Source organism: Clostridium ljungdahlii DSM 13528, assembly GCF_000143685.1.
Classification (GTDB): Bacteria; Bacillota; Clostridia; order Clostridiales; family Clostridiaceae; genus Clostridium_B; species Clostridium_B ljungdahlii.
Genome location: NC_014328.1, coordinates 4,419,428 through 4,441,778 on the forward strand (window position 1 = coordinate 4,419,428; position 22,351 = coordinate 4,441,778).

Annotated in this window: 34 protein-coding genes; all 34 read right to left on the reverse strand. The window is 32.0% G+C overall.

What is annotated here, in order from left to right; translation table 11 throughout:
* Positions 1 to 37 precede the first annotated feature (37 nt).
* On the reverse strand, positions 38 to 442 hold the full coding sequence (gene glmS, locus CLJU_RS20015) for a methylaspartate mutase subunit S (protein ID WP_013240653.1): 405 nt from the start codon (positions 440 to 442) through the stop codon (positions 38 to 40).
* 131 nt (positions 443 to 573) lie between these two features.
* Positions 574 to 1,551: a GntR family transcriptional regulator gene (locus CLJU_RS20020; RefSeq protein WP_013240654.1), complete on the reverse strand. Its 978-nt coding sequence runs from the start codon at positions 1,549 to 1,551 to the stop codon at positions 574 to 576.
* A gap of 397 nt (positions 1,552 to 1,948) precedes the next feature.
* Positions 1,949 to 3,361, reverse strand: coding sequence for an amino acid permease (locus CLJU_RS20025; protein WP_013240655.1), 1,413 nt, complete (start codon positions 3,359 to 3,361; stop codon positions 1,949 to 1,951).
* 26 nt (positions 3,362 to 3,387) lie between these two features.
* Positions 3,388 to 5,130: a sigma-54 interaction domain-containing protein gene (locus tag CLJU_RS20030; protein WP_013240656.1), complete on the reverse strand. Its 1,743-nt coding sequence runs from the start codon at positions 5,128 to 5,130 to the stop codon at positions 3,388 to 3,390.
* Positions 5,131 to 5,308: 178 nt separating this feature from the next.
* Positions 5,309 to 6,103 (reverse strand): gamma-glutamyl-gamma-aminobutyrate hydrolase family protein, encoded by a 795-nt coding sequence (locus tag CLJU_RS20035; RefSeq protein ID WP_013240657.1) that lies wholly within the window; start codon positions 6,101 to 6,103, stop codon positions 5,309 to 5,311.
* 365 nt (positions 6,104 to 6,468) lie between these two features.
* Positions 6,469 to 7,104 carry an N-acetylmuramoyl-L-alanine amidase CwlD gene (cwlD, locus tag CLJU_RS20040; RefSeq protein ID WP_081442111.1) on the reverse strand — a complete coding sequence of 212 codons (636 nt, stop codon included), beginning with the start codon at positions 7,102 to 7,104 and terminating at the stop codon, positions 6,469 to 6,471.
* A gap of 200 nt (positions 7,105 to 7,304) precedes the next feature.
* On the reverse strand, positions 7,305 to 7,697 hold the full coding sequence (gene rpsI / locus CLJU_RS20045) for a 30S ribosomal protein S9 (protein ID WP_013240659.1): 393 nt from the start codon (positions 7,695 to 7,697) through the stop codon (positions 7,305 to 7,307).
* A gap of 25 nt (positions 7,698 to 7,722) precedes the next feature.
* Positions 7,723 to 8,157 (reverse strand): 50S ribosomal protein L13, encoded by a 435-nt coding sequence (gene rplM / locus CLJU_RS20050; RefSeq protein ID WP_013240660.1) that lies wholly within the window; start codon positions 8,155 to 8,157, stop codon positions 7,723 to 7,725.
* Positions 8,158 to 8,341: 184 nt separating this feature from the next.
* Entirely contained in the window at positions 8,342 to 9,076 is a 735-nt protein-coding gene (gene truA / locus CLJU_RS20055) for a tRNA pseudouridine(38-40) synthase TruA (protein ID WP_013240661.1), read from the reverse strand.
* Positions 9,076 to 9,885, reverse strand: a complete 810-nt coding sequence (locus tag CLJU_RS20060) for an energy-coupling factor transporter transmembrane component T family protein (RefSeq protein WP_013240662.1) — start codon at positions 9,883 to 9,885, stop codon at positions 9,076 to 9,078. Before CLJU_RS20060 ends, truA begins: the two co-directional genes overlap by 1 nt.
* Positions 9,886 to 9,897: 12 nt before the next feature.
* Positions 9,898 to 10,752 (reverse strand): energy-coupling factor transporter ATPase, encoded by an 855-nt coding sequence (locus CLJU_RS20065; RefSeq protein WP_013240663.1) that lies wholly within the window; start codon positions 10,750 to 10,752, stop codon positions 9,898 to 9,900.
* Entirely contained in the window at positions 10,737 to 11,582 is an 846-nt protein-coding gene (locus CLJU_RS20070) for an energy-coupling factor transporter ATPase (RefSeq protein WP_013240664.1), read from the reverse strand. Before CLJU_RS20070 ends, CLJU_RS20065 begins: the two co-directional genes overlap by 16 nt.
* A 94-nt stretch (positions 11,583 to 11,676) precedes the next feature.
* Positions 11,677 to 12,018 carry a 50S ribosomal protein L17 gene (rplQ, locus tag CLJU_RS20075; protein WP_013240665.1) on the reverse strand — a complete coding sequence of 114 codons (342 nt, stop codon included), beginning with the start codon at positions 12,016 to 12,018 and terminating at the stop codon, positions 11,677 to 11,679.
* Between the two features lie 56 nt (positions 12,019 to 12,074).
* The gene (locus CLJU_RS20080; RefSeq protein ID WP_013240666.1) at positions 12,075 to 13,022 is read right to left on the reverse strand and encodes a DNA-directed RNA polymerase subunit alpha; all 948 of its coding nucleotides are present in this window, start codon (positions 13,020 to 13,022) and stop codon (positions 12,075 to 12,077) included.
* 62 nt (positions 13,023 to 13,084) lie between these two features.
* Complete coding sequence (rpsD, locus tag CLJU_RS20085) at positions 13,085 to 13,705, reverse strand: 30S ribosomal protein S4 (protein ID WP_013240667.1); 621 nt, start codon at positions 13,703 to 13,705, stop codon at positions 13,085 to 13,087.
* Between the two features lie 21 nt (positions 13,706 to 13,726).
* Positions 13,727 to 14,125 carry a 30S ribosomal protein S11 gene (rpsK, locus tag CLJU_RS20090; protein ID WP_013240668.1) on the reverse strand — a complete coding sequence of 133 codons (399 nt, stop codon included), beginning with the start codon at positions 14,123 to 14,125 and terminating at the stop codon, positions 13,727 to 13,729.
* 17 nt (positions 14,126 to 14,142) lie between these two features.
* The gene (gene rpsM / locus CLJU_RS20095; protein ID WP_013240669.1) at positions 14,143 to 14,520 is read right to left on the reverse strand and encodes a 30S ribosomal protein S13; all 378 of its coding nucleotides are present in this window, start codon (positions 14,518 to 14,520) and stop codon (positions 14,143 to 14,145) included.
* Between the two features lie 187 nt (positions 14,521 to 14,707).
* Positions 14,708 to 14,821, reverse strand: coding sequence for a 50S ribosomal protein L36 (rpmJ, locus tag CLJU_RS20100; RefSeq protein ID WP_007062395.1), 114 nt, complete (start codon positions 14,819 to 14,821; stop codon positions 14,708 to 14,710).
* A gap of 15 nt (positions 14,822 to 14,836) precedes the next feature.
* Positions 14,837 to 15,055: a translation initiation factor IF-1 gene (infA, locus tag CLJU_RS20105; RefSeq protein ID WP_013240670.1), complete on the reverse strand. Its 219-nt coding sequence runs from the start codon at positions 15,053 to 15,055 to the stop codon at positions 14,837 to 14,839.
* Between the two features lie 308 nt (positions 15,056 to 15,363).
* Positions 15,364 to 16,017 (reverse strand): adenylate kinase, encoded by a 654-nt coding sequence (locus CLJU_RS20110; RefSeq protein ID WP_013240671.1) that lies wholly within the window; start codon positions 16,015 to 16,017, stop codon positions 15,364 to 15,366.
* Between the two features lie 25 nt (positions 16,018 to 16,042).
* Positions 16,043 to 17,323 (reverse strand): preprotein translocase subunit SecY, encoded by a 1,281-nt coding sequence (gene secY / locus CLJU_RS20115; RefSeq protein ID WP_013240672.1) that lies wholly within the window; start codon positions 17,321 to 17,323, stop codon positions 16,043 to 16,045.
* Between the two features lies 1 nt (position 17,324).
* Positions 17,325 to 17,765: a 50S ribosomal protein L15 gene (rplO, locus tag CLJU_RS20120; RefSeq protein WP_013240673.1), complete on the reverse strand. Its 441-nt coding sequence runs from the start codon at positions 17,763 to 17,765 to the stop codon at positions 17,325 to 17,327.
* Positions 17,766 to 17,787: 22 nt separating this feature from the next.
* A complete protein-coding gene (rpmD, locus tag CLJU_RS20125; RefSeq protein ID WP_023162486.1) occupies positions 17,788 to 17,967 on the reverse strand; it encodes a 50S ribosomal protein L30 in 180 nt (59 codons plus the stop codon).
* A 12-nt stretch (positions 17,968 to 17,979) separates the two neighbouring features.
* Positions 17,980 to 18,477, reverse strand: coding sequence for a 30S ribosomal protein S5 (gene rpsE / locus CLJU_RS20130; RefSeq protein ID WP_013240675.1), 498 nt, complete (start codon positions 18,475 to 18,477; stop codon positions 17,980 to 17,982).
* Positions 18,478 to 18,492: 15 nt separating this feature from the next.
* Positions 18,493 to 18,852 (reverse strand): 50S ribosomal protein L18, encoded by a 360-nt coding sequence (rplR, locus tag CLJU_RS20135; RefSeq protein WP_013240676.1) that lies wholly within the window; start codon positions 18,850 to 18,852, stop codon positions 18,493 to 18,495.
* A gap of 18 nt (positions 18,853 to 18,870) precedes the next feature.
* Complete coding sequence (gene rplF, locus CLJU_RS20140) at positions 18,871 to 19,413, reverse strand: 50S ribosomal protein L6 (protein WP_013240677.1); 543 nt, start codon at positions 19,411 to 19,413, stop codon at positions 18,871 to 18,873.
* Positions 19,414 to 19,486: 73 nt separating this feature from the next.
* Entirely contained in the window at positions 19,487 to 19,885 is a 399-nt protein-coding gene (gene rpsH, locus CLJU_RS20145) for a 30S ribosomal protein S8 (RefSeq protein ID WP_013240678.1), read from the reverse strand.
* 32 nt (positions 19,886 to 19,917) lie between these two features.
* Positions 19,918 to 20,103 carry a type Z 30S ribosomal protein S14 gene (locus tag CLJU_RS20150; RefSeq protein WP_013240679.1) on the reverse strand — a complete coding sequence of 62 codons (186 nt, stop codon included), beginning with the start codon at positions 20,101 to 20,103 and terminating at the stop codon, positions 19,918 to 19,920.
* Between the two features lie 12 nt (positions 20,104 to 20,115).
* Complete coding sequence (gene rplE / locus CLJU_RS20155) at positions 20,116 to 20,661, reverse strand: 50S ribosomal protein L5 (protein WP_013240680.1); 546 nt, start codon at positions 20,659 to 20,661, stop codon at positions 20,116 to 20,118.
* A 22-nt stretch (positions 20,662 to 20,683) separates the two neighbouring features.
* Positions 20,684 to 21,001 (reverse strand): 50S ribosomal protein L24, encoded by a 318-nt coding sequence (rplX, locus tag CLJU_RS20160; protein ID WP_013240681.1) that lies wholly within the window; start codon positions 20,999 to 21,001, stop codon positions 20,684 to 20,686.
* Positions 21,002 to 21,019: 18 nt separating this feature from the next.
* A complete protein-coding gene (rplN, locus tag CLJU_RS20165; RefSeq protein WP_013240682.1) occupies positions 21,020 to 21,388 on the reverse strand; it encodes a 50S ribosomal protein L14 in 369 nt (122 codons plus the stop codon).
* Between the two features lie 28 nt (positions 21,389 to 21,416).
* Positions 21,417 to 21,671: a 30S ribosomal protein S17 gene (gene rpsQ, locus CLJU_RS20170; protein ID WP_013240683.1), complete on the reverse strand. Its 255-nt coding sequence runs from the start codon at positions 21,669 to 21,671 to the stop codon at positions 21,417 to 21,419.
* A gap of 20 nt (positions 21,672 to 21,691) precedes the next feature.
* Positions 21,692 to 21,904 carry a 50S ribosomal protein L29 gene (gene rpmC, locus CLJU_RS20175; RefSeq protein WP_013240684.1) on the reverse strand — a complete coding sequence of 71 codons (213 nt, stop codon included), beginning with the start codon at positions 21,902 to 21,904 and terminating at the stop codon, positions 21,692 to 21,694.
* Complete coding sequence (gene rplP, locus CLJU_RS20180; RefSeq protein ID WP_013240685.1) at positions 21,894 to 22,337, reverse strand: 50S ribosomal protein L16; 444 nt, start codon at positions 22,335 to 22,337, stop codon at positions 21,894 to 21,896. The genes rpmC and rplP overlap by 11 nt, the downstream gene beginning before the upstream one ends.
* Positions 22,338 to 22,351: the final 14 nt, after the last annotated feature.

Below are 22,351 nucleotides of genomic sequence, written 5' to 3' on the forward strand. Positions count from 1 at the left end.
CTGTTCTCATAAAGAGGATTCAATAATTAGATTACTTTTATACATTTAAATCTTTTTTCAAATCATTAATTGTAACTTCAGGTAATGTTCCTGGTGGATATATTCTATCAAATCCCATACTCTTAAACTTATTATATACATCTTCCCACTTTTGTTTTCCAACTACTAAATTTCCGCCTGCATAAATTAGTATACCTTTAAGACCTGATTCATCACATTTTTCTCTAAGTCCCCTGCAGTCCATTTCTCCATGTCCATAAAGTGATGATACTAAAATAGCATCTGCTTTAGTTTCAATTGCAGCATTTATAAAATCTTCTTGTGGTGAAAGAACTCCTATATTTATTACGTTAAATCCAGCTTCTGTAATGGCATGATCTAATATTTTATTTCCAACTGCATGACAATCAGATCCAATTACCCCTAAAACTATGGTTTTCATTATAAAACACCTCCAAATTGCATAAATACCAATTAATTAAAATCTTTATTAGCATATATTAATCATATATTAAAAAATAAATAATATTATTTATTTTCAATCTTATTAAATGTCAATTTGCATACTCTAGTTTAATTATTTTGATTGAGTTCAACTATTTTCGATTTTAAATCTTTAATTGAATTATCATCCAGATTATATAAAAATCTCATTATATGCTTCTTGTCCACATTATGTGACTCAACATCTTTATATCTTCCTGGTGAAACTATCAATATATCTACATTATTTATAACTCTTTCAAGTTCCTGATCATTAAAAGTATTAGTAAACTGAATATCAATATCCCCAAGCCCTGCTCTTTCAAGTGCTCCTCTTGCTTTAAACATAAACTCCTTAGAAATACATACAAAAGCAAATTTAGTATTACTAGGATATCTAGCAATCTTAACTATTGTTGCCAAATCTACATTTATGGCTACACCTATTACTTCTTTGTGTAATCCTTCCGTTAGTTTAATTACTTCATTCACATGGTTAAAAGTTGCTATTATAACTTGGCTTTTTTCTATAATCTCCCTAGTCTCGCTGCTTATATTCCTTATGTCATCAAGGGTAAAAGGCACTATATTCATGTCTGTGCTTTCCATAAGCTGTTTACTAAACATTCTAGATTGCTCTATGTTACATTCCACATATACTGCACTAATTTTACTTATAAGTTCTTTCTTTTCCCTTATTCTTTGAGTGACAATTTCTAAAAATACATCTGGATCTATACCCGATTCAATAGCTTCTTCAAACGCAAGATCTATAAACTTTGTTATTTTTTCCTTTGTATTTTGAACTTTCCAAGGATTTGCTTCTTCTGCTACAAAAGTTCCTCGTCCCTGGTAAGATTTTAAAACGCCATCCTGTTCCAATTCATTATAAGCTGTGCTTATAGTATTTCTACTTACATTAAGTTTTTCAGATAATTCTCTTTCTGTAGGCATTTTTTCGCCTACCTTAATGAGGTTACTTTTAACTAAATCCATTATTTGGCTTTTTACTTGTAAATATAATGGTACTCCACTATCTTTATTTATTTTAATGTTTATGGCAATCACCTCAAATTATTGGATTAATGGATTAATCCATTACTTTACCTAAAGGGTACCATAATGCAGGATTAAAATCAATAGCTTTTTGTAAACTTTCAATTTTCAGAAAATTCTTATGAAATTGTTTTCAAAATGTGTTTTTAAAGGATTAGAGACTAAACAAACTCCTTCTTCAATTAGTCTAAATTCAAGGATGGCTACCATTAATTAGTCCAATTTTACTTGGCCCAACCTTAAAGTCCAATTTTGAGAAATGTATCCTAAAATAAGATATCTGAACAATTCCCCTTTAAGAATTGCATATCCCTATGCAATTCTTAAAATTATCTCCCTATAAGGGTTATTTTATTGTAAATATTGGGGAACAAAATTTTTTCCAATATAGATATGCTAAATTTTTTATTTAATTATGATTTTCCTTAACAACACTATTCTTTTTTTTAGTTACATTTTTATTAATGCCAAATACATAATAACAGATAATTAAACCTGCTATCCAAATAGGTCCTAACACAACTGCTATTACAGTATCTGGGTTAAATGCCATCATTATAAATACAAATACTAGATATGCTAAACTAATATAACTTACATAAGGATACCCTTTAGCTGGAAATTTTAATTTTCTTATTTGTTCATGTGTAAGAGTCTTTCTAAATTTCATTTGTCCAAGTACAATCATAAACCAGGCAAAAAGTCCTGCAAAAGTTGCAACAGATGCAATATATGTAAATACTCGTGCTGGAAGAAAATAATTAAGTATAACACCTATAAGCATACATGCTGCAGAACCTAATATTGCATTTTTAGGTACTTTTGTACTACTAAGCTTGCTAAATATTTTAGGTGCCCCACCTTGAAGAGATAAATTGTATACCATACGTCCTGTCGTATAAATACCACTATTACATGAAGATAGTGCTGCAGTAAGTACAACAAAATTTATAATTCCAGCTGCAGCTTTAATTCCTATTTTATTAAATGTTAAAACAAAAGGACTTCCCATTGTTCCTATTTTATCCCAAGGATAAAGTGACATAATTACTGTTAATGATCCAATATAAAATATGCAAATTCTCCAAAAAACCTTATTAATGGCTGACGGTATGGTTTTTTCAGGATTTTTTGCTTCTCCTGCCGTAATTCCTATAAGTTCAGTTGCGAAGAAAGCAAAAGTAACTAGTGGAAGTGCTTTTAGTAAACCTTTTATTCCATTGGGAAAAAATCCTCCATTACTCCATAAATTTTTAAATCCTACTATCTTTCCTCCATTTCCTATCCCAGTAAATACCACAATTAAACCTAAAATTATCATGGCAATAATAGCAACAACTTTTATAATTGCAAACCAAAATTCAAATTCTCCATAAGCTTTTACATTAATTAAGTTTATAGTTATCATTAAAGCAAGTGCTACAAAAGCAGATACCCACCTTGGAACTGATGGAAACCAAAAATTTATGTAAATACCAATAGCCGTAATTTCTGCCATACAACATGAAATCCAATTCAACCAATAAGTCCATCCTGTTAAATAACCCGCAAGTGGTCCTATATACTCATTAGCATAAGCACTAAAAGAACCTGCAAGCGGCTGTTCCACTGACATTTCACCAAGTGCTCGCATGATAAAAAATAAAATCATTCCACCTATGGCATAATCCAGTAGAATTGAAGGCCCTGCCATATTAATAGTACTTGCAGATCCTAGAAATAGTCCAACTCCAATGGCACCACCCAGTGCTATTAACTGAATATGCCTTTCTTCCAATCCACGATTGAGATCTTCATGTAAACCAGAATTTTCATTGCCCATGTAAAATCCTCCCTTTATTTTTATATTTATAAGTCATATCTTCTTATATCTCTATATAATGTAGACACACTTATTCCTAACTCTTTTGCAATCTTTTGTTTTGCTAAAAAGGTATTACCATATTTAAGTAATAACTCTTTAATAGAATTTTTTCTCATTAGTTTCAAACTACTAAACTGATTATTTTCTTTATTACTGTTTAGATTATTGTTAAGCTTTGCTGGAATACAATCTGGCATCAATATATTAGTACTGGCCATATTAACTGAGTATTCGATAACATTTTCTAATTCTCTTACATTTCCCGGCCAATTATATAATAGTAAATGTTTTTTTACTTCTTCTGATATACTAACAATATTTTTTTTAAATTTTTCGTTATATTTCCCCAGGAAATATTCAGCTAACAATATGATATCCTCAGGACGTTTTCTAAGAGGTGGTATCATTATCGGTATTACACATAATCTGTAGAAAAGATCTTCTCTAAATTCACCATTTTTCATCATCTCTTCAAGGTCTTTATTGGTTGCTGCAATTATTCTTACATCTAATCTTATTGATTTTACACCTCCAACCCTTTCTAATTCACCCCGTTCAATAACTCTAAGTAATTTAGGTTGTAAATGCAAAGACAAATCTCCAACTTCATCAAGAAAAATGGTTCCACCATTGGCAAGTTCAAATTTACCCGGTTTTCCTCCCTTATTAGCTCCTGTAAACGCACCCTTTTCATATCCAAAGAGTTCGCTTTCGAGAAGGTTTTCAGGTATAGCGGCACAGTTTATTGCTATAAAAGGTTCATTTTTTCTTCTACTCATCTTACAAATTGCCCTAGCAAATACTTCTTTTCCTGTACCACTCTCACCTAAAATTAAAATGTTAGATTCACATCCTGCAGCTTTTGTAGCAAGGCTTTTAGCCTCATTGATAAGTTTGCTATTTCCCTTTATGCTGTCAAAGTTTATATTCAAATGTGAAGCATCTGCTAAAAGTTTATAAGCTATATTTCCTAATTCTTTCTTTTTCTTAAATACAAAGAGAATATCTATTTTTTCATTACTGTTATTAATAAACTTTACGCTTAAAAACATTCTATTATTAGGAATTGGATATTTTAAAACTACCTCAAATTCCTTATCATATTCTTTTGCATCTTTCATAACATATTCAAAATAATTTTCCGAGAAAATATTCTGAATATTTTTCTCATTTTTTAACATTCCCTTCATAACACTGTTATAAATAAGTATATTCCCTGAAGAATCAGTTAATACAACACCCTCACTTATAGAATTTAAAACTGTCAATAACCTATCTTTTGTCTCTTTTTCTTTTATTTTAATTAAAATGGTTTCTCCTAATTTTTTAGCAAATATACTCAGCTTATCTCTCATTTTAATTTGTTTTTCTTTAAGCTTTGGTGTAAGAGATAAAATAGTAATAGCTCCTATACACTTTACATCATTTTTTATAGGATAATATATGGAATATTCATTAAAGCACTTCCCATATGCACTAATGGGGCAAGTTTTACAAATGTCACTTCCATTGGGGCTGTCAATAACTAGAGGTTTACCATTTTTAATAACATAGTCATTGGCACATCCCTTAGGAAGAGCTTGACCAATCGATTTTTTGAATAATCCGCTTGCTGCAACTCTTACTAAATGGCTGTCTACAACATAGATATCAAATTCAATAACTGAACTCGTTGTCTCTATTAAATTTTGTATAAATTCTCTTATCTCATACATTGAACTATACATATTATTTCACTATCCTGACTAAAACTGTATGTTGTTTGATATTAATTAGCATACCATAGTAATAACTAAGAACTTTCCACCATAATGATTAACAATATATCATAAATATAGTTTATACTTAAATATAGTTAAAACTACATAATTATACTTAAATATACTTTATGCATAAAATATACAATTAGGCTATAGTAACCTTACCTTTTCTAGAAACCTTATTTTTTCTACATGCCTCTATAAATGCCTTAAAAATAAGGAGCTGTTCACCATGTTTTTCTTCTAACATTTCAGGATGCCATTGCGTTCCTAATATAAACCTATCTTCTTTCATTTCAATAGCCTCTACTACTCCATCTGGTGACATTGCAGCAACATTAAAAATACTAGCAACATCTTTTATTGCTTGATGATGATAGGAATTTACTTCTAGTGTATTTCTATTTAAAATTTTATGCAATTTGCTCTTTTCATTAACTAAAACTTTGTGTACAGTATTATACTTTGGCGAACCTATTACAGAATGATTTATAGTAGAATTGTTTTTTAAGTTCGATGAAACTTGGCACAAATCCTGATAAAGTGTTCCCCCACAAGCGACATTTAATAGTTGATATCCCCTACAAACACCCAAAATAGGAACATTACTTTTATTAATAATTTTTTTTGCCAAATATAGCTCCTGTGCATCCCTTTCTGGAATAACTTCTCCTATTTCAGGTCCTATTTCTTCTCCATAATACTTTGGTTCAATATCAGCTCCTCCTGCAAAAATTACGCCATCTACAATATCTATAGCATTTTCAATGTTACCCCTATTGGTGAATACAGGAATAATTAAAGGAACTCCTCCGACTTCTTCTACTACCTTAACAAAATCATTTGCTGCAATTTGCCAGTTCAACTTACTACCAAGACCATTATAAATTTCATCCAACCCATAGCAATAATCTGCACATATACCTATAATTGTTTTCATACTTTATTTCCTCCTATAAAAAATATTAATATATTTTAAATATGACAATTTAATTTATTCATTAAATGTAATTCCTCTCCTTTAGTCATTTTATTAACTAACCTCATAAACAAGCAATAATTATACCAACAATAAATCCTACACTATATAAGGCATATGAGCATACTATAAAAATACTATTGTCATAATGAGAAATCATTATGACAATAGTATTTTTATGATTTTTTCAGTACACTGTTCACTTTTATTTTAGAAATAAAACTCATTTTGACAGTATATTTGTCAAAATGAAAATTACTTCTAATTTGGCAAAAATAAAGTAGACTTTGCTCTTATCACAAAATCTACTTTATTTTAGTTGATATTTAATTAGAAGAATAATATTCTTTCACTGATCTAGCTATAGAATCTGCTATTTTACTCTGATACTCATCCGTAACCAATTTACTTTTTTCCTGGGCATTAGATAGGAATCCACATTCTATCAACACAGAAGGCCTAGTATCTTCACATCTAAGTACCTTATAAGAATTTTTTGCTGCTTTTTCTTTTCTATTATTGTTCTTGTCAAGATCATTAACTAAATTTTTTTGAAGAATATAAGCTAACTTTTTACTATTATCATTTTTAGAGTACCACACCTGGGCTCCATAGTATTTAGTCTGAGGGAACATATTTAAGTGTATACTTATAAACATATTACACTTTGTACTTTTTTTCAATTCACACCTATTATTTAAATCTTCAACTTTCTTTTTTCTTATTCTACCATCATCTGTATACAGACCCTCATCTTTTTCTCTAGTCATAACAACTTTAAACTTCTCTTTTAGTAACTTGTCCTTAAGTTTATTACTTATTTTTAAATTTATTTCCTTTTCCATTATTCCATCTTTTGATATTGCTCCACTATCTATCCCTCCATGACCAGGATCTATAAGTATAGTACTACTTTCTTTAGTAACATTTTCATTACCTAATACTAGAAATGGACATACCATATTTATGCTACATATTGCCAATATCAACAATATAACTCTTGCTTTTTTTATGTTCAATATACACTCACTCCTTATAATTATTTAGAGCCTTAATATATATTTACCCAAAACATAAAAAGTTATTAAATTATTTTCAATAATAAAAAAATAGCTTATACATACACAAATTTTGTATGTATAAGCTATTTTGAACTCTGACATTATCTCTTTGAAAATTGTGGAGCTCTTCTTGCTTTTTTAAGACCATATTTCTTTCTTTCTTTCATTCTTGGATCTCTTGTTAAGAAACCAGCTTTTTTAAGTTCCGGTCTTAAATTTTCATCTGCTTTTAAGAGAGCTCTTGATATTCCATGTCTTATAGCTCCAGCCTGACCTGTAAATCCTCCTCCATGAACATTTACAAGTACATTAAACTTTCCTTTAGTTGAAGTCAATTCCAATGGTTGGTTAACTATAACCTTTAAAGTATCCAATCCAAAGTAATCATCCATATCTCTCTTATTTATAGTTACTTTACCTTCTCCAGGTACAAGTCTAACTCTTGCTATTGACTTTTTTCTTCTTCCTGTTCCAAAATACTGAACCTTAGCCATTTTTTATCCTCCCTCCAGCTCTAACCTAATATTTTAATTCTAATACTTCTGGCTTTTGAGCTTCATGATTGTGCTCAGCACCTCTGTATACTTTTAACTTTTTGAACATTTGTCTTCCTAGTGGACCATCTGGAAGCATTCTTCTTACAGCTTCCTGGAATACAAATTCTGGTTTCTTTGCTAAAGCATCTCTATAAGAAATTTCCTTTAATCCACCTGGATATAAAGAATGATGTCTCAACATCTTTTGATCTAATTTTTTACCAGTTAAAACTACTTTTTCTGCATTTATTACTATTACAAAATCTCCTGTATCAACATGTGGTGTATATATTGGTTTATTTTTACCTCTTAATATTGAAGCAATTTGACTTGCTACTCTTCCAAGGGGCTTTCCTGCAGCATCAACAATGTACCATTTTCTTTCAATTTGTTCAGGTTTTGCTATATATGATTTCATGGCTTTCCCGTTATACAACTAACGGTTTTCAACTCCTCTCTTATTCTAGTTTCTTCTAATCTATAAAAAGAAACTTCTAAATTTTCATAAACGATTCTCTATATAAAGACCCGGGGCTGGTGGGTCCTTTATATCCAAAATACAAACAATTTATATTATAATACAATGTGCCTGGTGTGTCAATCTAGTAAAATATTTTTTCCAAACAAAGGCCTAAGGCTGGTACAGGCTTCCCGGCTTTTGACCTATCCTTAGAGTCTAAGATGTCTTTCACATATTCCGGTGTAAACCTTCCTAACCCTACTTCTAACAAAGTGCCTACTATTATCCTTACCATATTGTACAAGAATCCATCTCCAACTATACTAAATTTAATCAAATTGTCTTCTTGTGCAATAGTTAACTCTTTCACTGTTCTAACAGAAGATTTAGCAGAACTTCCTTTTTTCTTAAAAGCAGAAAAATCATGAGTACCTATAAAGTACTTACATGCATTTTTCATTTTATCAATATCCAATTTTCTCCTAAAGTAATAAACATATTGTCTTCCAATAACAGGCCTATTATTTCCCGTTACTATTGTATAAACATATTTTTTACCTAAGCTGTGATACCTAGAATGAAAACTATTATCAACTTCTCTGGCGTTTAATACAACTATATCTTTAGGTAATACTCCATTTAACGCCATTTTAAAATTAGGACTTGGCATTTTACTATTAGTAAAAAAGTTGCATACAAATCCTCTCGCATGAACTCCTGCATCAGTTCTGCTTGCACCTATAACTTCAGAAAAATTCCCTGTAATTTTTTTAATAGCTTCCTCTAATCTTTGCTGAATTGTCATAGCATTATTCTGTCTCTGCCATCCCGAATAATTTGTACCATCATATTCTATTGTAAGCATTACATTCTTCATTAATGCCACCATACTCTACTGAATATGGACACACACACCAATGCAAAAACACACACTGATGCCGTAAAGTCTTTATTAGTTAACTTAAGCTGTTTCATTCTAGTCCTACCTTCTCCACCTGTGTAACATCTAGCTTCCATCGCCATTGCTAGTTCATCTGCACGCCTAAAAGAACTTATAAAAAGTGGCACAAGGATTGGGATAAGATTCTTAGCTCTCTGAATTATGTTTCCAGATTGAAAATCCGCTCCTCTTGCCATTTGAGCTTTCATTATTTTATCTGTTTCATCCATTAATGTTGGTATAAATCTAAGTGCTATAGTCATAATCATAGCCAATTCATGAGCAGGTACCCCTATTTTTTTCATTGGATTTAAAAGTTTTTCTATTGCATCTGTGAGTTCAATAGGAGATGTAGTTAATGTTAGTAATGAGGTTCCTATAATTAAAAATACAAGTCTAACTGCCATAAATGCAGCCATAACTAATCCTTCTTTGTAGACAACTAAAAACTTCCACTTAAATAAAGGTGGATTAACTCCTGTTGTCATAAATATATTTAACACTGCAGTTATAATAACTAATATGAATATTGGCTTAAGTCCTTTATAAATATATGAAAACTGTATCTTAGATATAAGTATTGAAATTATAGTGAATAATACTATAAATATATAGCCTTTAAAGCTGTTTACTATAAATAAATCTACAATATATATTAAAGATATCAATATCTTAACTCTCGGATCCAACTTATGAACAAAAGAATTCCCAGGTACATATTGACCTATTGTAATATCTTTAATCATTTACTAGCTCTCCTAACTTTTATTTAATATCTTAAGTATTTCTTCTTTTGCCTGCTTTACTGTAAATACATCTTTTGATATATTTATACCCTTTTCCCTAAGCTTTTTTACCATATATGTTACTTGAGGTACTGCAAGTCCTACACTTTCCAAAGTGTCAACCTCATTAAAAACTTTTTCAGGAGGGCCATCAAGTATGCATTTTCCCTGATGCATTACAATTATTCTACCAGCCAGCTTAGCTACATCTTCCATACTGTGAGATACAAATATTATAGTCATATTGTATTCTCTATGTAAATTTTTTATTTCTGAAAAGATGTCATCTCTTCCCTTGGGATCAAGACCTGCTGTTGGTTCATCTAATATGAGTACTTTAGGTTCCATAGCAACCACTCCTGCTATAGCAACTCTCCTCTTTTGTCCTCCGCTTAATTCAAAAGGAGATTTATCTTTGTAATCTTCATATTTTAACCCCACCATATTCATGGCTCTCTTTACTCTTTTATTTATATCATCATCACTCAATCCCAAATTTTTGGGACCAAAAGCAATGTCTTTTTCTATAGTTTCCTCAAATAACTGATATTCAGGATATTGAAATACGAGCCCTACTTTTTTTCTTATAAAATTCAAATTTATTTTTTTATCAGTAATATCTACTCCGTCTACTATTATCTTGCCTGAACTTGGCTTTAAGAGTCCATTTATATGTTGAATAAGTGTTGATTTTCCAGAACCAGTGTGCCCTATCAAAGCAACAAATTCTCCATCTTCTATTTCAATATTTATATCATCTAGTGCTTTTTTTTCAAAGGGTGAACCTTTCATATATATATGAGTTAAATTTTCTATTTTAATCGGCATAATTCATTCACCATCTCATCTATAGTTAATATATCAGGTTTAATATCTACACCACTATTCTTAAGTTCATAGGCTAATTCTGTCATTTGAGGTACATCAAGTCCTATTTTTTTCATCTTAGATACCTGACTAAATATGTTTCTAGGAGATCCTTCCATTATAATTTTACCTTCATCCATAACAATTATTCTATCTGCTTCTACTGCTTCTTCCATATAATGTGTAATTAGAATTACTGTCATATTGTACTTGCTGTTTATATCTTTTATTGTACTCATTACTTCACGCCTACCAGACGGATCAAGCATTGCAGTTGATTCATCAAATATTATACAATCAGGTCTCATAGCAAGTACTCCCGCTATAGCTACCCTTTGCTTTTGTCCACCTGAAAGTAAATGAGGTGCATGTCTCCTATATTCATACATATTTACTCTTTTTAAACACTCATCAACTCTTGCTCTTATTTCTTCTGATGGAACTCCTAGGTTTTCTGGTCCAAAAGCAACATCTTCTTCTACTATAGTAGCAACTATTTGGTTATCTGGATTTTGAAAAACCATTCCTGCCTTATTTCTTATCTTCCAGGTATTTTTTTCATCTGAAGTATCTATATCTTCTACATATACTTTTCCATCAGTTGGAACTAAAAGAGCATTTATATGTTTAGCCATAGTAGATTTTCCAGATCCATTTCTTCCAAGCACTACAAGGAATTCTCCCTTTTTTACTTGAAAATTCACATGATCTACAGCTAATTTTTCATTTCCATTATCATTGTCCTTATATTTATAGCTTACATTATCACATAATATCATATCTTTTTCCATAGAAACACCTCACTAATTTGATGAGCAACAAAATTGAAACAGCATTTTATAGAAAAACAGGGATTAAGCTAGTCTTTACTTAATCCCCTTAATTTTATACTAACTCTAGTATAACTAATTCGGCTCCATCGCCTCTTCTTGGACCCATTTTATACATTCTAGTGTATCCACCATTTCTTTCAGCATATTTAGGAGCTATATCTGTAAATAAATTTTTTACAACTTCTTCTTCAGTTACAAAAGAAAGTACCTGTCTTCTAGCATGAAGATCTCCTCTCTTTGCAAGAGTAATCATCTTTTCTGCTAAACTTCTTGTTTCCTTTGCTCTAGTTACAGTTGTTTGTATTTTACCATGCTTCAAAAAGTTAGTAACAAGACTTCTAAGCATTGCTCTTCTTTGGTCAGATGGACGTCCTAATTTACGATACTGTGCCATTTATATCCCTCCTTACTGTAGGTAATAAGTTTATCCGTTCGTTATTTTAACAAATTCTATTCTTCACTTTGCTTTAATGATAATCCTAAGGCATCAAGCTTTTGCTCAACTTCTTCTAAGGATTTTTTACCTAAATTTCTTACCTTCATCATATCATCCATTGTTCTTTCTGTTAACTCTTGAACTGTATTTATTCCAGCCCTCTTTAGACAATTATAACTTCTCACTGAAAGGTCTAATTCTTCTATTGTCATCTCAAGAACTTTTTCCTTTTTATCCTCTTCCTTTTCAACCATTATTTCTACATTATTAGCATGATCAGTAAGAGTCATAAATAGTTTGAAATGTTCTATGAGAATTTTAGCTGATAAACTTACAGCTTCATCTGGTAATATAGTTCCATTAGTCCATACTTCTAATGATAATTTATCATAATCAGTTATTTGACCAACTCTTGTATTCTCTACAGCAAAATTAACTCTTTTAATAGGAGTATATATTGAATCTACAGGAATAGTACCTATTGGCATGTCTTCAGACTTATTCTTTCTTTGAGAAACATATCCTCTTCCTCCGTTGACTGCAATCTCCATATAGAGTTTGCCATCATCATCTAAGGTAGCTATATGTAAGTCTTTATTAATTATTTCAACATCACCATCTGTTTTTATGTCTCCTGCAACAACTTCTCCTGGTCCTTGTGCATCTATATATATAGTTTTAGGACCTTCTCCATTCATCTTTAAAGCTAATTCTTTTATATTTAGAATTAGCTCTGCAACATCCTCTTTTACTCCACGAATAGTTGAAAATTCATGAAGTACACCATCTATTTTTATATGATTAGCAGCAACTCCTGGAAGGGAAGAAAGAAGAATCCTTCTAAGTGCATTACCAAGAGTAATACCATAGCCTCTTTCAAGGGGCTCCACTACAAACTTTCCATAGTTACCATCTTCACTAGTTTCAACACATTCTATTTTGGGTTTTTCTATTTCTAACATGAATATAACCCTCCTTCTATTTATCTAATAATGTATTCTGAGGGCAACTGATTCTATATTAACTACTTGCTGTATAACTCTACGATTAATGTTTCGTTAACAGGAACATCTATATCCTCTCTTGTTGGCTGTCTAAGAACTTTTGCTTGAAAATTTTCTACATTTCCTTCTAACCAACTTGGTAAAGTTTTTGGGTTTTCTGCAAAAGTTTTAAATTTCTCTGATGACTTGCTTTTATCACTTACAGTTATATTATCATTAACTGATACCTTAAAAGAAGGTATATCCACTTTTCTTCCATTAACTAAAAAATGGCCATGAGTTACCAATTGTCTAGCTTCTGCTCTTGACTGTCCATATCCTAATCTATAAATTACATTGTCAAGTCTTGTTTCAAGTAAAACTAACAAATTTTCACCTGTTATTCCCTTTTTCCTATCAGCTGTTTCATAGTATTTTCTAAATTGTCCTTCTAATAGTCCATATATTCTCTTAGCCTTCTGCTTTTCTCTCAATTGTAAACCATAGTTTGATACTTTTTTTCTTCTTTGACCATGTTGTCCTGGTGCATATCCTCTTCTTGAAAATGCACACTTATCTGTATAACATCTATCCCCTTTAAGGAATAATTTTAAGCCTTCTCTTCTGCAAAGTCTGCATACTGATCCAGTATATCTTGCCATTAAAACTTACACCTCCCGTTACTAAACTCTTCTTCTTTTTGGTGGTCTGCATCCATTATGTGGAATTGGAGTAACATCTTTGATCAATGTAACTTCAAGTCCTGCTGCCTGTAATGACCTTATTGCGGCTTCTCTACCAGCACCAGGTCCCTTAACATATACTTCGATGCTTTTTAATCCATGTTCCATAGCTGCTTTAGCTGATGTTTCAGCTGCCATTTGTGCAGCAAATGGTGTGCTCTTTCTAGAGCCTCTGAACCCTAAACCACCTGCACTAGCCCAGGATAAAGTATTTCCCGCAGCATCGGTAATTGTAACTATAGAATTATTAAAAGTTGATCTTATATGTGCACAACCATGCTCAACATTTTTTCTTTCTTTTTTTCTCTTAGTTGTCTTTCTAACTTTTCCAGCTGCCATCTTTTTACCTCCTTATATTATTTTCCTACTACTTTCTTCTTGCCTGCTACCATTTTCTTAGGTCCTTTTCTTGTTCTTGCATTTGTCTTTGTTTTCTGTCCTCTGACTGGCAGACCTCTTCTATGTCTTATTCCTCTATATGAACCTATCTCTATCAATCTTTTTATATTAAGAGCAATCTCTCTTCTCAAGTCACCCTCAATTGTTACATTTTTTACGTAATTTCTCAAAGAGTTAACTTCTTCTTCTGTTAGGTCTTTAACTCTAGTGTCTGGATTTACTCCAGCTTCTTTTAGAATTTTTTGAGAAGTTGATAACCCTATGCCATATATATAAGTTAGACCTATTTCAACTCTTTTTTCCTTTGGTAGGTCAATACCTGCTATTCTTGCCATTAAAATTTACACCTCCTAAAATCTGATTGGTAAGGATTAATTTACTTTATTTATATTATATTAAGCTTTAAAGCCAGCAAAGTAAATAACTTTACATTGCTGCAGCCGCACCTTAAAACGTTATTAACTCATAAATCATACGTTAAGTATTAGTAACGTGTTTTACTAATACTTACTTTTTATTAGTTTAGCCTTGTTTTTGTTTGTGCTTAGGATTTTCACAGATAACCATTACTCTTCCTTTTCGCTTTATGATCTTACACTTTTCACACATAGGCTTAACTGATGGCCTTACTTTCATAGCTAACCCTCCTTATTACTTCGCTCTCCAAGTTATTCTCCCACGAGTCAAATCGTAAGGAGAAAGCTCTACTGTAACTTTATCACCTGGTAATATTCTTATAAAATTCATTCTTAATTTACCAGATATATGTGCTAATATCTTATGTCCGCTTTCTAATTCTACCTGAAACATAGCATTTGGTAAAGCTTCTAAAACAGTACCCTGAATTTCAATAACATCATCTTTTGACATAAGGTATAATCAAACCTCCTTGTTATTGCTGACTGCAAAAATCTGTTTAGCACCGAGCTTATAATCACTTTCAACGTAGCAGTAAATTATGCTTCATATACTTACAGTCCATATTAATCCATAATACTAACACTTTAAATTAAAGTCAATATTTCCGGAGTATTTTTTAAAACACTGTTGTCTTAATATGTACTCCTCTGAAATTCTATCCAATTATTCAGTAGTTATTCTAGATTTTACTGTATCATCAGCTTTTGCTTGGTTTTCAACTTACAGGTTCCAGCATATCTATCTCTATTTGTGTCAAATTATTTACAAATAGATTTTAAACTTTCTTTTACTCTTTGAAAGACCTCATTTATTTCTCCAGTTCCGTCTACTATAGAAAGTGCTTTCTGCTTTTTATAGTACCCAATCAGAGGTTGAGTTTGCTTATCATATACATCTAATCTATCTTTAACAGTTGACTCAGTATCATCTTTTCTTTGTATAACATCATTATGACACACATCACACTTGCCCTCAACTTTAGTAGGATTAAATTTTACATGATAACTTGCGCCGCAAGATGGACAAACTCTTCTACCTGTCATTCTTTCAAGAATTAATTCTTTAGGAACATCTATAAGGAGAGCTGTATCTATCTTTTGCCCTTTATTATTTAAAAATAAGTCTAGAGCTTCAGCTTGATTTACGGTTCTAGGAAATCCATCTAATAAAAATCCTTCTTTGCAATCATCCTTGCCTAATCTATCTTTAACTATATTTATAGTAACCTCATCTGGTACTAATTGTCCGTTATCTAAATACTTTTTTGCCTCAACTCCAAGTGGAGTCTTCTCTGAAATATTTTTTCTAAAAATATCTCCAGTTGATATATGAGGTATGGAATATTCTTCACTAATAAATTTAGCTTGAGTCCCTTTTCCAGCTCCTGGAGGACCTAATAAAATTATTCTCAACAGCACCATCTCCAAAAATATTTTATCAATTCAAAAATCCATGATAATGACGCATTACTAGTTGCGATTGTAATTGCCTTATGGTTTCAATAGCTACATTTACTATAATTAACAGCCCTGTTCCGCCAAAATATATGCCTTTAAAACTAGTATACGTTTCTGCTACTATAGGGGATATTGCTATTATTCCTGCAAAAGCTCCTCCTAATACTGACACTCTGGCTAAAACTCTTTCAATAAATACAGCCGTAGGTTCTCCTGGTCTTATGCCAGGTATAAATCCTGAAGACTTATTCATATTCTCGGCCATTTCTTCTGGCTTCATAGTAACTTCGGTATAAAACCATGTAAAGAAAATTGTAAGCAAGAAATAAAGCACTAAATATGTCCAATTGCTTTCTTTAAATGGACTATACACACTTCCTGTTATAAACTTGTTAAAAGCTGAGTCCGGCCAAAATTGCCCTATAGTCATTGGAAACTGCATAACTGATATGGCAAATATGATTCCAATAACAGCTGCTCCATTTACATTGATTGGAATATTAGTGGATTGCCCTTTATACATTCTTCCTGCATTTGTTTTCCCTGCATACTGTATAGGGATTCTTCTTTCAGATAAACTTGAAATTACAACTCCTAAAAATAGCAAGAATATAACTGCTGCAAGTCCTATTACTTCCACAAAGTTAACAGTTTCAACTTGTTGCATTTTGAAAATTCCAGATACTGCAGAAGGAAATCTCGAAATAATGTTTATAAATATTATAAGAGATATTCCATTTCCAATACCATGCTCAGTAATCTGGTCACCAAACCACATGAGAAAAGTTGACGCTACAGTCACAGTAAATATTATCATAAATATATTGAATTTATCAGATGGATTTGCAAGTGCACCTGCTCTATTTATAATAACATATATGGTTATTCCTTGAATTACACCTAGTGGTACTGAAGCATATCTAGTGTATTCCTGTATCTTCTTTCTACCTTCTTCTCCTTCTTTAGATAATTGCTCTAAACGAGGCAAAGCGACTGTAAGAAGTTGGAATATGATGGAGGAATTGATAAATGGAATAACTCCCATAGCAAATATACTAAATCTGCTAAATGCTCCTCCTGCTAGAAGATCATAAAAGCCAAACAACGAGCCATTGCTAGTTAAACTACTTAACTTTGTAGTGTCAATTCCTGGAACAGGAATAAAATTTCCCATTCTAAAAATTATTATCATAAATAAAGTAAATAGCAATCTTTTCCTTAGTTCAGGAACTTTCCAAGCATTACGCAAGGTTGATAGCACTTTATATCACCTCTACTTTTCCTCCAGCTGCCTCTATCTTTTCCACTGCAGTTTTAGTAAATTTAGCTGCTTTTACTGTGAGTTTCTTTTGCAATTCACCATTCCCAAGTATTTTTAAACCATCTTTAGACTTTTTAATTACCTTTTTCTCTAAAAGTAATTCTGGAGTAATTTCTGTTCCATCTTCAAATGCATTTAATCTTTCAACATTTAATTCATAATATTGTTTTGCAAATATATTAGTGAAGCCTCTTTTAGGAAGTCTTCTATACAATGGCATCTGTCCGCCTTCAAATCCTATTCTTACTCCACCACCGGATCTAGCTTTCTGTCCATTTTCACCTTTTCCAGCATTTCTTCCCCAACCAGAACCAGTACCTCTTCCAAGTCTTTTTGGTGATTTTCTTGATCCTTCTGCTGGTTTTAATTCATGAAGTTTCATTCGTACTTACACCTCCTTTGTATTATGCCTCTTCTACCTTTAAAAGATAGCTAACTTTTTGGATCATTCCTCTGATTTGAGGATTATCCTCATGCTCTACAACTTTTCCTATTTTTCTTAATCCAAGAGCATTTACAGTTGCTATATGATCTTTTTTTCTTCCTATTAAACTCTTTTCTAGAGTTATTTTAAGTTTAGCCAAGGTCATTCACTCCTAACCTAAAATCTCTTCGACAGTTTTTCCTCTAAGACTAGCTATATGTTCTGCTGTCTTTAATCTTGATAAACCGTCAATAGTAGCATTTACCATATTTCTTGGATTATTAGAACCAACTGATTTTGCTCTAACATCCTTTAATCCTGCAAGTTCAAGAACTGCTCTAGAAGGTCCACCGGCTATAATTCCAGTACCTTCAGGAGCTGTCATTATAAGTACTCTTCCTGTTCCAAATTGACCAGCTATACTATGAGGTACTGTTGTACCTATAATTGGAACTTCGATTAAATTCTTCTTAGCATCTTCTATTCCTTTTCTGATTGCTTCAGGTATTTCTATAGATTTTCCAGTTCCTACGCCTACGTGGCCATTTTCATCTCCCACTACAACTAGGGCACTAAATCTAAAATTTCTACCACCTTTAACAACCTTAGCAACTCTGTTTATGAATACAACCTTCTCTTTAAGATTTAAAGCGCTAGGATCGATTCTCATTTATTTCCCTCCTTATTAGAATTCTAAGCCAGCTTCTCTTGCACCTTCAGCAAGATTCTGTACTCTTCCATGATATATATATCCGCCTCTATCAAAAACTACTTCTTTGATTCCTTTTTCAATAGCTTTCTTAGCTATTGTCTGACCAACAACTTTTGCTGCTTCTTTATTACTTCCAACTCCTTGAAAATCCTTATCTACACTTGAAGCAGAAACTAGAGTTGTTCCCTTTACGTCATCTATTATTTGAGCATATATATTTTTTGCACTTCTATATACTGCAAGTCTTGGTCTTTCATTTGTTCCAGAAATTTTTCTACGAACTCTAAGATGACGCTTTGATCTTAGTTTTTTCTTATCATCTTTTTTAAACATAAGGTTCACTCCTTTCTACTACTTCTTACCTGTTTTTCCTTCTTTACGTCTTATAACTTCATTTTCATACTTAATTCCTTTTCCCTTGTAAGGTTCAGGTCTTCTCCAATTTCTTATATCTGCTGAGACATCGCCTACTAATTCTTTGTCGATACCTTTTACTATAACTTTTGTAGGTGCAGGTGTTTCAAAAGTTATTCCTTCAACTGCCTCTACTTCAATTGGATGTGAAAATCCTAAGTTTAAAACTAACTTTTTTCCTTGTAACTGAGCTCTATAACCAACACCTACTAATTCTAATGTCTTTGCATATCCTTCAGTTACACCAATAACCATATTATTTATTAATGCTCTAGTCAATCCATGAAGAGCTCTAGATTCTTTTTCATCATTATTTCTTTTAACTACTATTGAGTTATCCTCAACAGCAATATTCATATCTTTTCTCATAGCCTTTACAAGTTGGCCTTTAGGTCCTTTTACAGTAACAACGTTGTCTGGTGTTACTGTAAAGGTGACACCACTTGGAATAGCTATTGGAAGCTTTCCTATTCTTGACATCATTACACCTCCTGTATTCCTAATAGGTTCATAATAAATATCATTTACTACTAATCTTAGTTCATTTCTAAAACTACCATATGTAGCAAAGTACTTCTCCACCTACTCCTAATTTTCTTGCGTCTCTATCTGTAACAATTCCTTTAGATGTTGATATTACTGCAACTCCAAGTCCATTTAAAACCTTAGGAATTTCTTCTTTTCTACAATAAACTCTTAATCCAGGTTTAGATATTCTCTTGAGTCCTGTTATAACCCTTTCTTTATCTTTACCATACTTCATTGAAAGTCTTATCATATTTACAGAACCATCTGTATATTCCTCTACATTCTTTATATATCCTTCTTGAAGCATTATATTTAATAGTGCCTTCTTAATAGTTGAAGAAGGTACTTCTACTATTTCATGTCTAACAATATTTGCGTTTCTTATACGAGTAAGCAAATCTGCTATAGGATCAGTCATTACCATTTATTGTGCCTCCTTTCATCAATAACTAACATTTACCAACTTGCTTTTCTGCAGCCAGGTATTTCACCCTTATACGCAAGTTCTCTAAAGCATATACGACATATACCATATTTTTTTAATACAGCATGAGGTCTTCCACATATTCTACATCTTGTGTAAGCCCTTGTTGGATATTTAGGTTCTTTTTTCCACTTTTCTATCAAAGCTTTACGTGCCACGTTTTTCCCTCCTTATTTTTGAGCAAATGGCATTCCAAGAAGTTTAAGCAACTCTCTTGCTTCTTCATCAGTATTTGCAGTAGTGACAAAGATAACATCCATACCTCTGACTTTGTCTATCTTATCATATTCTATTTCAGGGAATATTAATTGCTCTTTAATTCCTATGGAATAATTTCCTCTACCATCGAAAGACTTATCTGGAACTCCTGAGAAATCTCTAACTCTTGGTAGTGCTATATTAATTAATTTATCTGCAAATTCATACATATATTGTTTTCTTAAAGTAACTTTACATCCTATAGCCATATTTTCTCTTATTTTAAAGTTTGCTATAGATTTTTTTGCTCTAGTTAAAACTGGTTTTTGTCCTGTAATTAAAGTTAAGTCACTAACTGCTGATTCTAAAACCTTTGGATTATCCTTAGCTTCTCCTACACCCATATTTATAACTATCTTATCAAGTTTTGGTGCCTGCATTATGTTCTTATATTTAAACTTATCCATTAAAGCAGGAATAACTTCCTTTTCATATTTCTCTTGTAACCTTGAACTCATATTTTTGCCCTCCTTTCAAAGATTAAAATGTTTCTCCGCACTTTTTACATACTCTTACTTTTGTTCCATCATCTAATATTTTGTGACTTATTCTAGTTACACTTTTACATTTGTCACAATATAACATTACTTTTGAGCTATATATAGGAGCTTCTTTTTTAATTATGCCGCCCTGCATATTTTGCTTATTTGGTTTCTGATGTTTTGAAACTACATTAACATCTTTAACAATGACTTTACCTGTTTTAGGCATAACCTTTAAAACTTCTCCTGTTTTTCCTTTATCTTTACCGGATATAACCATGACTGTATCCTTTTTTCTAACGTGTACCTTTGCCATTATAGCCACCTCCTTATCTTATAGAACTTCAGGCGCTAGTGATAATATTTTTGTATAATCTTTATCTCTTAGCTCTCTCGCAACTGGTCCGAAGATACGAGTTCCCTTTGGTTGCTTATCATCTTTTATTATAACAGCAGCATTTTCATCAAACTTTATATATGAACCGTCTGCTCTTCTAAGTCCTCTTACAGATCTGACGATAACAGCCTTTACGACTTCTCCTTTTTTAACAACACCGCCTGGTGTTGCACTTTTAACGCTAGCAACTATTGTATCACCGATGTTTCCCCATTTTCTCTTGGATCCACCTAAAACTCTTATACACATAATTTCCTTAGCTCCGGAATTATCTGCAACTTTCAATAATGTCTGTTGCTGAATCATTGAAAATACCCTCCTTTCAGCTATTATACTATTTAGCCTTTTCTACTATTTCCACAAGTCTCCATCTTTTATCCTTTGATAAAGGTCTTGTTTCCATTATTAATACTCTATCATTATTCCTTGCTTCATTGTTTTCATCATGAGCTTTAAATTTAGTAGTTCTGTTAACTGTTTTTCCGTACAGTGGATGACGTACTTTAGTTTCAACTGCAACTACTATAGTTTTATCCATTTTATCTGAGATAACTCTTCCTGTTCTTGTCTTTCTGTATCCTCTTTCCACAGAATAAACCTCCTTTCAAACTATTGTTCAAATGATCTTAGCTCTTCTTCCCTAAGGATGGTTTTAATTTGGGCTATAGATTTTTTGACTTCCTTTATTCTCATTGGATTTTCTAATTGACCTGTAGCCAACTGAAATCTCAAATTAAACAATTCTGACTTAAGATCTTGTACTTTTGCCTGTAAATCTTGAGTGCTGCTTTGTCTTAACTCTTGCAATTCTCTAGCCTTCATTGCTTTCACCACCCACTTCTTCAAAATCTTTTCTTGTAACGAACTTAGTCTTTATAGGCAATTTATGTGATGCAAGCCTCATTGCTTCTCTTGCTACTGGTTCAGGAACACCTGATAGTTCAAATAATACCCTACCTGGTTTAACAACTGCTACCCAATATTCTGGTGATCCTTTACCTGATCCCATACGTGTTTCAGCAGGTTTTTCTGTAATTGGTTTATCTGGGAAAATCTTTATCCAAAGTTTTCCTCCCCTTTTGATATATCTATTTATAGCTATTCTGGCTGCTTCTATCTGATTTGCTGTTATCCATGCACATTCTGTAGCCTGTATAGCGTAATCTCCATATGCTATAAAATTACCTCTTGTAGCTTTGCCTTTCATTCTACCACGTTGTACTTTACGATGCTTAACTCTCTTAGGCATTAACATATGCTATTCCTCCT

Bases quoted from the DNA above. Each gene is read 5' to 3' on its own strand.
- glmS (WP_013240653.1), bottom strand. From the start codon at position 442: ATGAAAACCATAGTTTTAGGGGTAATTGGATCTGATTGTCATGCAGTT.
- CLJU_RS20025 (WP_013240655.1), bottom strand. From the start codon at position 3,361: ATGGGCAATGAAAATTCTGGTTTACATGAAGATCTCAATCGTGGATTG.
- CLJU_RS20030 (WP_013240656.1), bottom strand. From the start codon at position 5,130: ATGTATAGTTCAATGTATGAGATAAGAGAATTTATACAAAATTTAATA.
- CLJU_RS20035 (WP_013240657.1), bottom strand. From the start codon at position 6,103: ATGAAAACAATTATAGGTATATGTGCAGATTATTGCTATGGGTTGGAT.
- cwlD (WP_081442111.1), bottom strand. From the start codon at position 7,104: ATGGTATGTCCATTTCTAGTATTAGGTAATGAAAATGTTACTAAAGAA.
- rpsI (WP_013240659.1), bottom strand. From the start codon at position 7,697: ATGGCTAAGGTTCAGTATTTTGGAACAGGAAGAAGAAAAAAGTCAATA.
- rplM (WP_013240660.1), bottom strand. From the start codon at position 8,157: ATGAAATCATATATAGCAAAACCTGAACAAATTGAAAGAAAATGGTAC.
- truA (WP_013240661.1), bottom strand. From the start codon at position 9,076: ATGAAGAATGTAATGCTTACAATAGAATATGATGGTACAAATTATTCG.
- CLJU_RS20060 (WP_013240662.1), bottom strand. From the start codon at position 9,885: ATGATTAAAGATATTACAATAGGTCAATATGTACCTGGGAATTCTTTT.
- CLJU_RS20065 (WP_013240663.1), bottom strand. From the start codon at position 10,752: ATGCCGATTAAAATAGAAAATTTAACTCATATATATATGAAAGGTTCA.
- CLJU_RS20070 (WP_013240664.1), bottom strand. From the start codon at position 11,582: ATGGAAAAAGATATGATATTATGTGATAATGTAAGCTATAAATATAAG.
- rplQ (WP_013240665.1), bottom strand. From the start codon at position 12,018: ATGGCACAGTATCGTAAATTAGGACGTCCATCTGACCAAAGAAGAGCA.
- CLJU_RS20080 (WP_013240666.1), bottom strand. From the start codon at position 13,022: ATGTTAGAAATAGAAAAACCCAAAATAGAATGTGTTGAAACTAGTGAA.
- rpsD (WP_013240667.1), bottom strand. From the start codon at position 13,705: ATGGCAAGATATACTGGATCAGTATGCAGACTTTGCAGAAGAGAAGGC.
- rpsK (WP_013240668.1), bottom strand. From the start codon at position 14,125: ATGGCAGCTGGAAAAGTTAGAAAGACAACTAAGAGAAAAAAAGAAAGA.
- rpsM (WP_013240669.1), bottom strand. From the start codon at position 14,520: ATGGCAAGAATAGCAGGTATTGACCTACCAAAGGAAAAAAGAGTTGAA.
- rpmJ (WP_007062395.1), bottom strand. From the start codon at position 14,821: ATGAAAGTAAGGCCATCAGTTAAGCCTATGTGTGAAAAGTGTAAGATC.
- infA (WP_013240670.1), bottom strand. From the start codon at position 15,055: ATGTCAAAAGATGATGTTATTGAAATTCAGGGTACTGTTTTAGAAGCT.
- rplO (WP_013240673.1), bottom strand. From the start codon at position 17,765: ATGAAACTTCATGAATTAAAACCAGCAGAAGGATCAAGAAAATCACCA.
- rpsE (WP_013240675.1), bottom strand. From the start codon at position 18,477: ATGAGAATCGATCCTAGCGCTTTAAATCTTAAAGAGAAGGTTGTATTC.
- rplR (WP_013240676.1), bottom strand. From the start codon at position 18,852: ATGTTTAAAAAAGATGATAAGAAAAAACTAAGATCAAAGCGTCATCTT.
- rplF (WP_013240677.1), bottom strand. From the start codon at position 19,413: ATGTCAAGAATAGGAAAGCTTCCAATAGCTATTCCAAGTGGTGTCACC.
- rpsH (WP_013240678.1), bottom strand. From the start codon at position 19,885: ATGGTAATGACTGATCCTATAGCAGATTTGCTTACTCGTATAAGAAAC.
- rplE (WP_013240680.1), bottom strand. From the start codon at position 20,661: ATGAGTTCAAGGTTACAAGAGAAATATGAAAAGGAAGTTATTCCTGCT.
- rplX (WP_013240681.1), bottom strand. From the start codon at position 21,001: ATGGCAAAGGTACACGTTAGAAAAAAGGATACAGTCATGGTTATATCC.
- rplN (WP_013240682.1), bottom strand. From the start codon at position 21,388: ATGATTCAGCAACAGACATTATTGAAAGTTGCAGATAATTCCGGAGCT.
- rpmC (WP_013240684.1), bottom strand. From the start codon at position 21,904: ATGAAGGCTAGAGAATTGCAAGAGTTAAGACAAAGCAGCACTCAAGAT.
- rplP (WP_013240685.1), bottom strand. From the start codon at position 22,337: ATGTTAATGCCTAAGAGAGTTAAGCATCGTAAAGTACAACGTGGTAGA.